General features: G+C 71.0%; 11 protein-coding genes. 7 read left to right on the top strand and 4 right to left on the bottom strand.

All coding sequences use genetic code 11. The features are described 5' to 3' along the window. The coding region (locus tag JNL41_RS08505; protein ID WP_293473989.1) for an SEC-C metal-binding domain-containing protein at window positions 1–246 on the top strand (246 nt) is incomplete at its 5' end. 230 nt (window positions 247–476) lie between these two features. After that, window positions 477–1,085, top strand: a complete 609-nt coding sequence (locus JNL41_RS08500; protein WP_293473987.1) for a 2-hydroxychromene-2-carboxylate isomerase — start codon at window positions 477–479, stop codon at window positions 1,083–1,085. Here JNL41_RS08500 and JNL41_RS08495 read toward each other — a convergent pair. The 3 genes from JNL41_RS08495 to JNL41_RS08485 form a co-directional block, all read right to left on the bottom strand. Beyond that, window positions 1,082–2,692, bottom strand: coding sequence for a GMC family oxidoreductase N-terminal domain-containing protein (locus tag JNL41_RS08495; RefSeq protein ID WP_293473985.1), 1,611 nt, complete (start codon window positions 2,690–2,692; stop codon window positions 1,082–1,084). The two genes, JNL41_RS08500 and JNL41_RS08495, sit on opposite strands and share 4 nt — an antisense overlap. A 19-nt stretch (window positions 2,693–2,711) precedes the next feature. Next, window positions 2,712–4,586, bottom strand: coding sequence for an alkyl sulfatase dimerization domain-containing protein (locus tag JNL41_RS08490; RefSeq protein ID WP_293473983.1), 1,875 nt, complete (start codon window positions 4,584–4,586; stop codon window positions 2,712–2,714). Window positions 4,587–4,677: 91 nt separating this feature from the next. Next, entirely contained in the window at window positions 4,678–6,066 is a 1,389-nt protein-coding gene (locus JNL41_RS08485; protein WP_293473981.1) for a carotenoid oxygenase family protein, read from the bottom strand. Between the two features lie 99 nt (window positions 6,067–6,165). Between JNL41_RS08485 and JNL41_RS08480 the strand changes: the two genes are divergently transcribed. Further along, entirely contained in the window at window positions 6,166–6,765 is a 600-nt protein-coding gene (locus JNL41_RS08480) for a TetR/AcrR family transcriptional regulator (protein WP_293473979.1), read from the top strand. 48 nt (window positions 6,766–6,813) lie between these two features. Beyond that, window positions 6,814–7,965, top strand: coding sequence for an epoxide hydrolase family protein (locus JNL41_RS08475; RefSeq protein ID WP_293473977.1), 1,152 nt, complete (start codon window positions 6,814–6,816; stop codon window positions 7,963–7,965). A 4-nt stretch (window positions 7,966–7,969) separates the two neighbouring features. Here JNL41_RS08475 and JNL41_RS08470 read toward each other — a convergent pair whose 3' ends face one another. After that, on the bottom strand, window positions 7,970–8,443 hold the full coding sequence (locus JNL41_RS08470) for a YbjN domain-containing protein (RefSeq protein WP_293473975.1): 474 nt from the start codon (window positions 8,441–8,443) through the stop codon (window positions 7,970–7,972). A 76-nt stretch (window positions 8,444–8,519) separates the two neighbouring features. Here JNL41_RS08470 and JNL41_RS08465 point away from each other — a divergent pair, with 76 nt between their 5' ends. The 3 genes from JNL41_RS08465 to JNL41_RS08455 all read left to right on the top strand — a co-directional run bounded on the left by JNL41_RS08465 (window position 8,520) and on the right by JNL41_RS08455 (window position 13,758). Then, the gene (locus JNL41_RS08465) at window positions 8,520–9,437 is read left to right on the top strand and encodes a hypothetical protein (protein ID WP_293473973.1); all 918 of its coding nucleotides are present in this window, start codon (window positions 8,520–8,522) and stop codon (window positions 9,435–9,437) included. 40 nt (window positions 9,438–9,477) lie between these two features. Beyond that, complete coding sequence (locus JNL41_RS08460) at window positions 9,478–10,485, top strand: beta-eliminating lyase-related protein (RefSeq protein ID WP_293473971.1); 1,008 nt, start codon at window positions 9,478–9,480, stop codon at window positions 10,483–10,485. A gap of 330 nt (window positions 10,486–10,815) precedes the next feature. After that, window positions 10,816–13,758, top strand: a complete 2,943-nt coding sequence (locus tag JNL41_RS08455) for a TonB-dependent receptor (protein WP_293473969.1) — start codon at window positions 10,816–10,818, stop codon at window positions 13,756–13,758. Window positions 13,759–13,781: the final 23 nt, after the last annotated feature.

Genomic DNA, 13,781 nt, shown 5'->3' with positions numbered 1-13,781 from the left:
GAGTTCCAGTTCGAGGAGCCCCCGCCGCCGCCCAGCGCGCAGCCGACGTTCGAGGTGCATCTCGACCCGCTGACCGGCGAGAACGAGGCCGAGCGCGGCTGGGTCCCCGACGGGGTGGCGGCCGAACAGCGCCAGGCGCTTCCCGTCTCGGCCCTGCCCGACGGCTGGGAAGACACCGGCCGCAACCAGCCCTGCCCCTGCGGCTCGGGCAAGAAGTTCAAGCACTGCCACGGCGCGCTGGTCTAAGCGCGCTCACCTCCCCCATCGCGGCAGCGATGGCGGGAGGGGGACCACCCGCCGAGGCCGCGCAGGCGGCCGTAGAGCGGGTGGTGGAGGGGGCGAGCGGCCTTCTCCGAGCCGACACAGCCCATTCCGACCCGCCGCGCCTGAGGCTCGCCCCCTCCACCATTCGCTCTTCGCTACGCTCGGCGAACGGTTCCCCTCCCGCCGCTGCGCGGGGGAGGTAAGATAGCCGAATGGCGCACCTCGAATTCTTCTTCGACCTCTCGTCGCCGTGGACGCGGCTGGCGTTCCATAACGTGCAGCCGATCCTCAGAGAGACCGGCGCCACGGTGACGTGGAAGCCGTTCCTGGTGGGTGGCGTCTTCAACGCGGTGAACCCGGCCGTCTACGCCGGGCGCGAGAACCCGGACTCGCCGCGGATGCGCCACACCTGGGCCTGGCTGAAGGACTGGGCCCGCCTCGCTGGCGTCCCGATGAACTTCCCCTCGCCGCACCATCCGGTGCGATCGGTCCACGCCATGCGGTTCTGCTGCGCGCTCGAGGACGACCAGGCCGCCCTGGTCCGCTTCGCCGAGGCCGCCTTCCACGCCTACTTCGCCGACCAGCGGAACCTCGACGACCCGGCGGTGCTGATCGACGTCGCCAACGCCTGCGGCCTCGACGGCGAGGCGCTGGCCGCCCGCACGGCCGACGACGACGTCAAGCAGCGCCTGCGCGACAACACCCAGGCCGTGATCGACCGCGGCGGCTTCGGTTCCCCCACCATGTTCGTCGACGGCGCGCGCATCTACTTCGGCAACGACCAGCTCCCGCTGGTGCGGCAGGCCCTGGCGGGCGGCTAGGCCTTCGCATCCTCCAGCGCGAAGCGGGCGCCGCGGTCGGCGATCATGATCGTCGGCGTGTTGGTGTTGCCCGAGGTGATGGTCGGCATCACCGAGGCGTCGATCACGCGCAGCCCCTCGACGCCCATCACCCGCAGCCGTTCGTCCACCACCGCCTGGGGATCGGACGCCAGGCCCATCTTCGCCGTCCCCACCGGGTGGAAGATCGTCGTGCCGATGTCGCCGGCCGCCTGGGCCAACGAGGCGTCGTCATTCCCCACCGCCGGACCCGGCAGGTACTCGTCCGGCTGGAAGGCCGCCAGCGCCGGCTGCCCCATCAGCCGCCGCGTCACGCGGATGGCGTCGGCGGCGACGCGGCGGTCCTGCGGCGTATCGAGGTAGTTCGGCGCGATCCGCGGCGGGGCGGCCGGGTCGGGCGAGCGCGGGCGCACGGTCCCGCGCGACGTCGGGCGCAGGTTGCAGGCCGCCACGGTGACCGCCGGGAACGGGTGCAGCGGCTCGCCGAAGCGGTCCAGCGACAGCGGCTGGACGTGGAACTGGATGTTCGCCCGCTCGTGCTCGCTGGATGAGCGCGTGAAGATGCCGAGCTGCGACGGCGCCATGGTCAGCGGCCCCGTGCGCAGGAGCGCGTACTCCAGCCCCATGAGCCCGCGGGTCGCCAGGTTGCGGTAGCGCGCGTTCAGCGTCGGCACGCCGCTGACCCTGTAGATGGCCCGCTGTTGCAGGTGGTCCTGCAGGTTGCGCCCGACGCCCGCGCGGTCGGCCACGACCGGAACGCCCAGGTCGCCCAGCCACTCGCCCGGCCCCACGCCCGAGAGGTGCAGGATCTGCGTCGAGCCGATCGAGCCGGCGCTGAGGATCACCTCGCCCCGCGCCTTCGCCTCGACCCGCCGGCCGCCCCGCCGGAACGCGACGCCGCCGGCGCGACGCCCGTCGAACAGCACCTGCTCGACCGTCACGCCGGTCTCCAGCCGCAGGTTCGGCCGCGCGAGCGCCGGCTTCAGGAACCCCTTGGCCGCCGACCAGCGCAGGCCCCGCCGCTGGTTCACATGGAAGAGCCCCACGCCCTCGTTGTCGCCGGTGTTGAAGTCGTCCGTGGCGGGGACTCCCATCTCGACCGCCGCCCTGGCGATGGCGTCCAGCACCGCCCAGCGCACCCGCGGCTGCTCGACCCGCCACTCGCCGCCCGCGCCGTGGTGCTCGGTCTCGCCCAGGAAATGGTCGTCGAGACGCCGGAAGGCCGGCAGCACGTCGTCCCAGCCCCAGCCGCGCAGGCCGAGCTGGCGCCAGTGGTCGTAGTCGGCCGCCTGCCCGCGCATGGAGATCATGGCGTTGATGGCCGACGAGCCGCCGACCACCTTGCCCCGCGGGTACTTCAGCGCCCGGCCGTTCAGCCCGGGCTCGGGCTCGGTCTCGAACAGCCAGTCCGAGCGCGGATTGCCGATGGCGAAGAGGTAGCCGACCGGGATGTGGAACCAGATCCAGTCGTCCTTGCCGCCCGCCTCCAGCAGCAGCACGCGGTTGGCGGGGTCCGCCGACAGCCGGTTGGCGACCACGCAGCCCGCCGAGCCCGCGCCCACGACGATGTAGTCGTACTCGCCGTCCATCCTGCCCGCCTCTTCGGAGCTAGCGTGTCACGATCGGGAAGCCGGGACGAGGCGGCGTGAGCCATGACAGCAGCCGGCCCAGCGCCGCCCTGTCGCCCGAGGTCGCGCTGGCCGAGAGGTCGGCGCCCTGCAACGCCCCGGCCAGGAACTGCGCGCGCGGCAGCGTGTAGACCGCGTCGGTCCGGCCGCCCTTGGGGTCGGCCTCGTAGGTCAGGACGTCGTGCTTCACCGCGACCCGGAACCGCTCCTGGCGGTCGGGGAAGACGAGGTCCAGGGACACCGCCGCCCCCTTCGATTTCGCCGGATCGAGCCGCACCGAGAACAGGTCGAGCAGCATCGGCGTCGGGGTGTTGCGCACCACCTCCAGCGAGCCCGCCTGCACGCCCAGCCGGGGCGGGCCGTTGCGCAGCTCGGAAGCGCCGGTCAGGTACATGTTGCGCCAGATGGCGCTCTCGGCCGCCGCCCCCTGGCGCTCGTAGGTCTTCGCCAGCAGCTCCCGCGCGGCTGCATTCGAGGCGTCCGCCATCACGATCCGGTTGAGCAGTTCGCCGGCCCAGCGGTCGTCGCTCTCGTCGTAGGCGGCCTGCGCGGCGGCGAGCACCTTGGCCGCCCCGCCCATCATCGCCACGTAGCGGACGGCCTCGTCGGCCGGCTCCAGCGGGTCGAGATGCACCGGGTTGGCGTCGTACCAGCCCATGTAGCGCTGGTAGACCGCGCGCGAGTTGAAGCTGAGCGTCCCGTAGTAGCCGCGGTTGTACCACTCGTCGTCCAGCGCCGGCGGCAGCTTCAGGCGGCCCGCGATCTCGGCCGGCAGGAGGCCGTCGTTCATCAGCCGCACCGACTGGTCGTGCAGGTACTTGTAGGCGTCGCGGTGCTTCTCCAGGTAGTCCCCGATCTCGGCCCGTCCGAACCGCGGCCAGGCGTGGCTGGTCATCAGGATGTCGGTCCGCCCGCCGTAGAGCGCGATCGACTCCGACAGGTAGTCCGCCCAGGCCTTGGAATCCCGCACCAGCGCGCCGCGCGGCGTCAGCACGTTGTGCTGGGTGGCGTTGGCGTTCTCGGCCAGATCCAGCAGCTTCAGGTCCGGGAAGTAGAGGTTCATCTCGGCCGGCGCCTCGGTCGCCGGCGTGAGCTGGAACTCGATCCTCACGCCGTCGACGGTGAGGGTCTGGCCGCTCTTCACGATGTCCAGGGTCGGCGGGATCAGGCTCTGCGTGCCGGAGGCCACCGCCGTCCCGATGCCGATGCTCACCTGGCCGTTCGGCCCCTTCGGCAGGGTGATGCCGAACTGGAAGTTGGCGCGGCGGCTCATCGCCGGGCCGGCGATCACGTTCTCGCTGACCGCATGTTCGAGGAAGCCCGCCGGCGCGATCACCTGCACCTTGCCCGCGTCGACGTCGGCCTGGGCGACCATGCCGCGCGCGCCGCCGAAGTGGTCGGCGTGGCTGTGGGTGTAGATCAGCGCCACGACGGGCCGCGCGCCCAGCTTCCCGTTGGCCAGGTCCAGGGCCGCCCTGGCGGTCTCGGTGGCCGTCAGCGGGTCGATGACGATCCAGCCGGTCCGGCCGGCGATGAAGGTGGCGTTGGCGGCGTCGAAGCCGCGGACCTGCCACACGCCCTCGGCGACCTTGAAGAGGCCGTGCTTCGCCAGCAGGCCCGACTGGCGCCACAGGCTCGGGTTGACGCTCGCCGGAGCCGGGCCTTTCAGGAAGTCGTAGGCCGCGAGGTCCCAGACCACCCGGCCGTCGGCCGCCACGATCTTCGGGTCGGCCCGCGTGCCGACGAACCCGCGCTCGGCGAAGGCGGCGTCCCGGCGGTCGCCGAAGTCGGGCGCGGCCCACGCCTGCGCCGCCAGCGCCGCGGCGATCGCCGCTCCGATGATGAGCCTGTGCATGGCGCCCTCCCGTTCCGGCAGAGGCATTGGACGCGCCGGCCCGGCTTGGCAACCGCCGGCCGCCCATCTCGGAGCGGCCGGCGGGCGCGGGCTAGAAGCTCGCCCAGTTGCCGTGGAAGCCGAACGGCACCCGGCGCGGCATCCCGGCGGTGGCGATCGGGCCCTTGGCGAGGTCGAGCGCCTCGAAGACCACGAAGTCCGAACGGTCCTCGCCGGCGCGGTAGATCACCGCCGTCACCCACCCGTCGCCCTCGGCCGCGTCGGCCGAGCGGGGCACGAACACCGGCTCCGACGGCATGTCGCCGCCGTCGAGCTGGTAGACCTGCCGCTTGCCGGTCGCGAGATCGATGTGGGCCAGGGCGTTCATGCGGATGCTGGCGGCTCCCTTCGAGTCGGCGGCGTACCAGCCGTGCCGGTGCTTCAGCGTCTCGACCCGCGGGTCGACGCGCGGGAACTCGCCGTCCAGGTCGTCCAGCGGCTCTTCCTTGATGGCGTCTGAGCTGCCCGCCAGGTCGAACGTCCAGCGCACCAGCCGCGCCGCCGCCCGGTCGCCCGGCGAGCCGTCGGCCTTGGGGAACAGCGGCGCCACGTCGTAGCGCATCACGTCGCAGTAGATCTTGTCGCCTTCCTCCCAACTGTTCAGCGGGTGGAAGACGTAGCAGGCCTCGGTGTTGAACCAGCGGATGGTCGAGACGTCCGCGTCGCGGCGCATCACGCCCACGTAGGCGCCCTTCTCGGGTTCCCAGGCGAAGCCCGGCAGGCCCTTCATCGCCCGTTCCAGGCTGCCCGTCAGCGGCAGGATCGGGAACAGCGCATGGTTGGCCGTCACCATGAAGTCGTGGACCATCGAGGCGAACGGCGCCTGGAAGTCGTCGCGGCGGACGACCTTGCCGTCCTTGTCTGTGACGCCGTAGCTCATGCCCGCCGACAGCGGCGCGCCGACGCCGTAGCCGAACCAGACCATCTCGCCCGTCGTCGGATCCAGCTTCGGGTGGGCGGTCGTGCGGTCGACGTAGGCGTCGTCGTAGCCGATCGTCTCCAGCGTCCTGGGGTTCATCTGCGTCGGCTTGTGGCCCTCTTCGAGCGCCAGGAGCCTGCCCGCGTGCCACAGGATGTTGGTGTTGGCGACGCCGCCGTCCTTGCCGAGGACCGAGGGGTCGCCCGCCATCGGGTTGAAGCCGCCGAACAGCGCCTTCCCGGCCTCGTTCTCCAGGCGCCACTTGGGCGTCCGGACGTAGCGGTTGCGGTAGCTGACCTTGCCGTCGCCGACGTAGAAGCCATGGATCATCCCGTCGCCGGTGAACCAGTGGTAGCCTTCCGGATTGCGCGGTTCGAACTGGGGGTTGGGGCCGGTGCGGAAGAGCGCGCCGCGCAGCTCCCGCGGAATCTCGCCTTTGACCTCGAGGTCGAAGTCGTCCTCCGACCGGACCGGAGCGAAGTTGCCCGCGAGATAGGGGTTGATCCGCGCGTTGCCGTCCATGGCCTTCGAGCCTCCCTGGCGCCTTCATTTCTTACGTTGTAAATTCTTGATCGAGGCGCTAGCGGTTGGCAAGCGCTTTCTTTGCGAAAGACGAGTCGCATGCCCCGCGTCCTGACCGAGACCGATGTCGCCGACTTCCGCGAGCGGCTGTGCGCCGCCGCCGAGCGCCTCTTCGCCGAAAAGGGCCCCGATGCGGTGACCATGCGCCAGCTCGCCGCCGAGCTGGGCGTGTCGCCCATGACCCCCTACCGCTACTTCCAGGACAAGGACGACATCCTCGCCGCCGTCCGCACCAGCGGCTTCAACCGCTTCGCCGAGGCGCTGGAGCAGGCGCGCGACGGCGCCGCCAGCGTGCGCGGCAAGGGCGCGGCCGTCGGCGACGCCTACGTCAGCTTCGCCTTCGACAACCCCCACACCTACAAGCTGATGTTCGACCTGAATCAGCCGCTGGAGGGGACCTGCCCCGAGCTCGTCGAGGCCGGACGGCGCGCCCACGACACCATGAGCGCCTGGGTCAGGGATCTCGTCGCGGCCGGCGAGATGGCCGGCGACCCGGAAGAGATCGGCACCATGTTCTGGGCCGCCACCCACGGCCTGGTCGTGCTCGAGATGGCGGGCAAGCTGGCGCCGGGCGCGGCCCGCAGCCTGCACGACCGCATCGGCACGGCCCTCGGCAAGGGCCTGCGTCCCGGCGCTTGACCGACGTCCGCGTAAGGCTGCGAACCTTGCGTCCAGCGGGAGGCGCGCATGGCCGAGATCAAACCCTTCGAAGTCGTCTGGACCGAGGCCGAGGTGGAGGCCGTGCTGGAGCGCGTGCGCGACTATCCCTGGCCGCCGGAGCCGGCCGCGCCCGACGGCTGGAACTACGGCTGCGACGGGACGTGGCTGAAGGGGCTCTGCGCGCACTGGACCGGCGCCTACGACTGGCGCGCGGCGATGGCCGACCTCAACCGCTTCGCGCAGTACACGGCCCGCGTCGAGGACTTCGACCTGCACTTCCTGCACGTGGTCGGCGAGGCGGGCGGCAGGCGGCCGCTGATCGTCACCCACGGCTGGCCGGGCTCGCACTACGAGTTCTGGGGCGCGATCGAGAAGCTGGCCTTCCCGTCGCGCTTCGGCGGGAGCGCGGCCGACGCCTTCGACCTGGTCGTGCCGTCCCTGCCCGGCTTCGGCTTCTCGTCGAAGCCCGCGCGGCCCATCGGCCAGCGCACGACCGCGCGGCTCTTCAACACGCTGATGACGCAGGTGCTGGGCTACGGAAGCTACCTCGCCCAGGGCGGCGACTGGGGCGCGATGGTCACCTCCTGGCTCGGCCGCGACCACGGCGCATCGGCCCGCGCCATCCACCTCAACATGCTGGGCTTCCGGCCGCACGGCGGCGTCGAGACCGACGAGGAGCGCGCCTGGGCCGCGCAGCAGGAAGCGGCCGGCGGCATGATGGGCGCGTACCTGCGCCTGCAGATGTCGAAGCCGCAGTCCGTCGCCTGGCTGGGCGCCGGCAACCCGGTGGGCCAGGCCGCGTGGATCTGCGAGCGCTTCCACGACTGGTCCGACCTCTCGAAGAAGACGATCGACGAGGCCTACGGCAAGGACCGCCTGCTCACCAACATCATGATCTACGTGATGACCGGCAGCTTCACGACCGGCGCCTGGTACTACCGCGGCCTGATCGAGGAAGGCGGCCTGGCCTTCGGCCCCGGCGAGCGGCTGGAGACGCCGACCGCCTTCGCGAACTTCCCCGGCGAGCCGCTCTATGCCGCCCCGCCCCGCAGCTTCGCCGAGCGGGCCTACAATGTCGTGCGCTGGACCGACATGCCCCGCGGCGGCCACTTCGCGGCGATGGAGGAGCCGGACCTGTTCGTCGACGAGGTCCGCGCCTGGGCGCGCGACCACGGCTGAGGCGTCACCACTTCACGAAGGTCTTCACGTCGGCCAGGAAGCCCACGAAGACGTCGAGGTCGTCCTGCAGCGCCTCCCACGTCCCGCCGGGGTCGATGTTCGCGTCGAACTGGAAGACCGCCTCGCCGTCGTTGCTCACATAGCCCTTCAGGTAGCGCTTGGAGGCGTTCCAGGCGTTCATCTGCTGGACCGTGGGCGTGTCCTTGCCCTTCTCGAAGCTGACGGTGAACTGGACGGCCCGGCAGCGCGCCTTGTCGCAGTCGTACATGTCGACGCTGAAGTTGAGCCCCTCGGCGCTGGCGTCGACGTACTCCCCGTCGTCCTGCTTCACGACCTTGGCCGTATAGCCGTTGTCGTTCATCCAGGCGGCGACCTCCCTGGCCGTCAGTCCGCCGGCCGGCAGCGGCTTCGCGGCCGCCGCGCCGCCCGCGGCCACCACCGCCACGACCGCGCAGGCCGCCAGCATCGTCTTCAGCATCACGCCCCCCAACTCGACTCGCCCGATCAGACCACCCGCCCTTGCGGCAGCACAAGCGGCGCGCCAAAAGCCGGCCATGGCGGATGCGGCGCAATGGGGTGAAGCGGCGAAGGCGCTGGCCGCCGAGGGGCGCCACGCCGAGGCCGAAGCGAAGCTGCGCGAGGGCCTGGCCGCCCTGCCCGGCCATCCGGTGCTGAGCTATGCGCTGGGCTGCTACCTGCTCCAGCGCGGCGCCTACGCCGAGGGCTGGCGGCTCTACGAGTATCGCGGCGTCCTGCCCCGCGGGCCGCGCCAGCCGCAGCTCAGCTTCCCGCAGTGGCGCGGCGGCCCCGTGAAGAGCCTCGTCGTGCTGCCCGAGCAGGGGTTCGGCGACCAGTTGCTGTTCGCCCGCTGGCTGCCCGTGCTGGCCAGGCGCGGGATCGCCGCGACGCTGGTCACGCCGCCGGCGCTGGCCGGCCTCCTGGCCCCGCTCGCGGAGGAGGTGATTCCCGTCGAGGGCGAGGTGCGCATCCCGCCGCGCGACGCCTGGGTCTACGCCGGCTCGCTGCCCCTGCTGACCGCCCTGGACGACCCGCCCCCGTGCCTGGCGCCGGGCCGTGGCGGCGGGGGGATCGGGCTGATGCTGCGGGGCGGCGCCCAGTTCGACGGCCTGCGCTCGCTGACGCCGCAGGCCGCGGCCCGGCTGCGACCGCTCGGCCGCAGCCTGCACCCCGACGACACCGGCGCGCCCGACTTCCTGACCACGGCCGCGATCGTGGCCGGCCTGGACCTGGTCATCACCGTCGACACCTCGGTGGCCGCGCTGGCGGCCGCGATGGGCAAGCCCGCCTGGGTGATGCTGCGCCGCCAGGCGGACTGGCGCTGGGGCCAGGCGTCCGACCAGGCCCCGCTGTTCCCCGGCGCTCGGCTCTTCCGCCAGACGCGCGACGGCGACTGGGACGGCGTGGTCGACGCCGTGCTGGCGGCGCTGCCCCCCAGACCCGGGCGCGCCTGACTCTGGCCTGGCCACCCCCGCCGCGCTAAGAGCGCCGCTCATGGCCCGCTACGACTTCGCGTCCGACAACACCGCGCCCGCGACGCCCGAGGCCATGGACGCGGTCGTGGCCGCCAACGCCGGCTTCGCCTCGGGCTACGGCAGCGACGCGGTCAGCACGAAGGCCGCCGACCTCGTGCGCGCCCTGCTCGACGCCGACGCCGAGGTGCGGTTCGTGGCGTCGGGCACGGCCGCCAACGCGATCGCGCTCTCGGCGCTCTGCCGGCCGTTCGAGTCGGTGCTGGCTCACCATCACGCCCACGTCTGCACCGACGAGACGGGCGCGCCCGGCTTCTTCGGCCACGGCCTGGGGCTGACGCCGCTGCCCGGCGCGTCGGGCAAGATCGACCCGAAGGGGCTCGAGGCGCCCCTGGCCGCGCCGGACGTCTCCTATCGCCAGCCGGTCGCGGCGCTCTCCCTCACCAACGCCACCGAGTACGGCACGACCTACACGGTGGCCGAGCTCGCCGCGCTCACGGCCCCGGTGAAGGCCAGGGGCTACGGCGTCCACCTCGACGGCGCGCGGCTCGCCAACGCCGCCGCCGCCGGCTTCGACCTCGAGGCCGTCAAGGGGCTCGGCGTCGACATCCTCGTGGTCGGCGGCACCAAGGCCGGCATGCCGCCCACCGAAGCCGTGGTCCTGTTCGACCGCGACGTCGCCCGGCGCTTCGACGCGCGGCTGAAGCAGGCCGGCCAGTTGCCGTCCAAGGGCCGGTTCTACGCCGCCCCCTTCATCGGCATGCTGGAGGACGGCGCGCTCCTCCGTCACGCCCGGCACGCCAACGCGATGGCGAAGACGCTGGCGGCGCGGATGCCCTTCAGGGTCCTGCACCCCGTCGAATCGAACGGCGTGTTCGTCGAGATGGACGATGCGCGCCTGGCCGCCCTCCACGCGAAGGGCTGGTTCGTCTACCGCTTCCTCGACGGCTCGGTGCGGTTCATGTGCTCGTGGGCCACGACGCCGGCCGCCGTCGACGAAATCTCCGAGGCGCTGGCCGCCATCGCGTGACCGGACGCGCTACGCCTGTTGCGTCCGCGCCGGGGATAGCTTTGCCCCCACATGCCCAATGTGTGGCGCCAATGGCGCACACGATGAGAAATTCGTAATGTTCCCCGACCGTTCGTCGCGATTATGGCGGCTTTTCGTTGCTCCCGTATCGGCTGCGTGACAGCTTCCGGCCTCACCTTTCAGGTGTGCTTTCCCTGCTTCGTCGTCGTTGCCCGGCGACGGTCGGGGGGTCTGTGTGCCTGAAAGCTGCATAGCGTCGGCCCCGGCCGGCGCGCCCTGAACACCTTATCCAGGCCGGGGGGCCGCAGAATGAAAGTTGAAATGAACATCATGCTTCGAAGCGCGCTGCTCGCGTCAGCCGCCTCGGCCAGCCTGCTCGCTGTGCCGACCTTCGCCCAAGCTCAGACCGCCGACGAAGGCGTCGACGTGGGCGAGATCGTGGTCACCGGATCGCGTATCCGCCGCGACACCTTCAACGCGCCGGCGCCGCTGTCGGTCGTCACCTCGGACGTGATCAAGCAGTCCGGCCAGATCTCGGTCGGCGACCTGCTGCTGGAGCAGCCGATCATCAACCCGGCGACCAACGGCCAGAACTCGTCGAGCACCCTGTTCCTCTCGGGTCAGGTCCGCGCCGACATCCGCGGCCTCGGCCCGACGCGCACCCTGGTGCTGATGGACGGCCGCCGCCTGCCGTTCTCCGACGCGTCCTCGCCGGCCGTCGACCTGAACACCATCCCGTCGCTGATGATCGAGCGGGTCGAGACCGTCACGGGCGGCTCCTCGGCCATCTACGGCTCGGAAGCCATCTCGGGCGTCGTCAACTTCATCATGAAGAAGGAACAGGACGGGCTCGAAGTCGACATCCAGGGCGGTATTTCCGAACAGGGTGACGGCGAGACGAGCCGTCTCGGGTTCAACTACGGCCGCAAGTTCATGGACGACAAGCTGTCGATCCTGATCGGCGGCGAGTACGCGAACGAAGACAAGATCATGCAGCGCGACCGGGACGAGCTGAACCCGGGCATCCGCCGCGACACCACGCAAGCTCCGCAGACCATCATCACGCAGAGCAGGGCCAACACCGCGCCGACCGCGACCTTCCAGCTTCTGGGCGGCGCCCTCGGCACGGCCCGCGCCGTGACCCTCGACTACCGCAACCCGACGAACGTGGTGCGCCTGTCGGCCGCCTGCTCGACCGCCACGGTCCAGCCGAGCTGCCAGGACGACGCCCTGTTCTACTCGGGCGTCGCCTACAACGCGCTGCAGGCGAAGAGCAACCGCGCGGTCCTGCGCTCGGTGGTCGACTACAAGATCACCGACACCTGGCATGCCTTCCTCGAAGGCAACTACGTGAAGGCCGGCGGCTACGGCATCTTCCAGCCGGCGTTCTCGAGCGCGGCGGGCGGCGGCACCATGCCGGTCGTCCTGCGCGGCGACAACGCCTACCTGAACGGCGCCGGCGCCACCGCCGCGGCCCTGCGGACCGAGTGGCTCGCAGCCGGCAAGACCCTCACCCAGGCCCAGACCGCCCAGGTCGGCAAGTTCTGGCAGGAGTTCGGCGGCCGCGACGTGAAGACCGAGCGCGAGCAGTGGAGGCTGACGGGCGGCTTCGAAGGCAAGTTCCAGACCTTCGGCCGCGACGTGAACGTCGACGGCTACGCCCAGTACGCCCGCCTCGACGGCAGCACGATCTCCTACGGCGTGCCGAACATCCTGCGCGTGCAGCAAGCCACCGACGCCGTTCTGCTGAACGGCCAGGTGGTCTGCCGCGACGCGGCGGCCCGCGCCGCGGGCTGCGCCCCCTGGGACCTGGTGAACGGCGCCAGCCGTGAAGCCATCCTGTGGGCCAACGGCGTCGCCAGCTCGGAACAGACCGTCAAGCAGACCACGGCGGCCCTGAACTTCGCCACCGAGCTGTTCGACCTGCCGGCCGGCCCGCTCGGCGTGGCGTTCGGCGCGGAATACCGCAAGGAAACCAGCCTGTTCGTGCAGGATCCGCTGTCGGCCTCCGGCGCGCTGTTCTTCAACGCGATCGGCACCCGCGGCGGTTCGTTCAACGTGAAGGAAATCTACGGCGAAGTCCGGATCCCGATCCTGAAGGATCTGCCGTTCGCCGAAGAACTGACGTTCGAACTGGCCGGCCGCGCGTCGGACTACTCGACGATCCACGGCACCGACCAGTACCGCCTGCACCTCGAATGGGCGCCGGTGAAGGACCTGCGCTTCCGCGCCACGGAAGGCACCGCCGTCCGCGCGCCGAACATCGTCGAGCTGTTCGCGCCGCAGGGCCGGAACTTCACCACCGCCGCGATCGACCCCTGCGACGCCGCGTCGTTCCGCACGGCGACGGCTGCCCAGCAGGCCGCCCGCCGCGTCAACTGCGCCGCCGCGATCCCGGGCTACAACCCCGCCACGTTCACCTCGAACATCGGCACGGGCCGTCCGTCGCTGGCGCTGCTGCAAGGCGGCAACCCGAACCTCGGTCCGGAAACCGCGCACACCTACCAGTACGGCGTGGTCTTCCAGCCGCGCTGGGTGCCGGGCCTGCAGATGTCGGTGGACTTCTTCAAGTACAACATCCGCAACGGCGTGGGCACGATCCCGATCAACACGCTGTTCTCGACGCTGTGCTACGACGACACCACCCAGCCCTTCGCGTCGAACCCGTTCTGCACGCAGATCCAGCGCGACCCGACGGGCACGAACGGCGGCGCCGTGGTCGGTGGCGTGACCCAGGTCATCCTGGTCAACCAGAACGTCGCCTCGACCAAGGTCGAAGGCTACGACTACTCGATCTCGTACGGCTTCCACACCGAAGACCTCTTCGGCAAGGACTACGGCGATATCGGCCTGCGCCTGGACGCCACCTGGATGTACGGCTTCGTGCTGCAGGGTCTCCCGCTGCAGGCGTACACGCAGTTCGCGAACACCATCACGAACGCGACGCCGGAGTGGAAGGCCAACGGTACGGCCCGCTGGAGCAACGAGAAGTTCTCGTTCACCTGGAGCACGATCTACTACGGCTCTATGATCGCCAGCCAGGCGCAGCAGGCCGGCGTGATCACCCCGTACAAGACGGGCGACTACTTCCGCCACGACATCCGCGGCACCTACAAGTACAACGACGACATCACCGTGCGGGCGGGTATCATCAACCTGTTCGACCGTTACCCGCCGGCGCTGCCGGAGACCTTCACGGGTACGGGCACGGGTTCGTCGCAGTACGACAACCGCGGCCGTTACTTCTTCATCGGCGCGAACATGACCTTCTAGGGTCGTGGTCCGGCCGGGTCCTC

The organism is Phenylobacterium sp., assembly GCF_016793285.1.
GTDB lineage: Bacteria > Pseudomonadota > Alphaproteobacteria > Caulobacterales > Caulobacteraceae > Phenylobacterium.
This window is presented reverse-complemented; position numbering and strand designations above follow the sequence as displayed.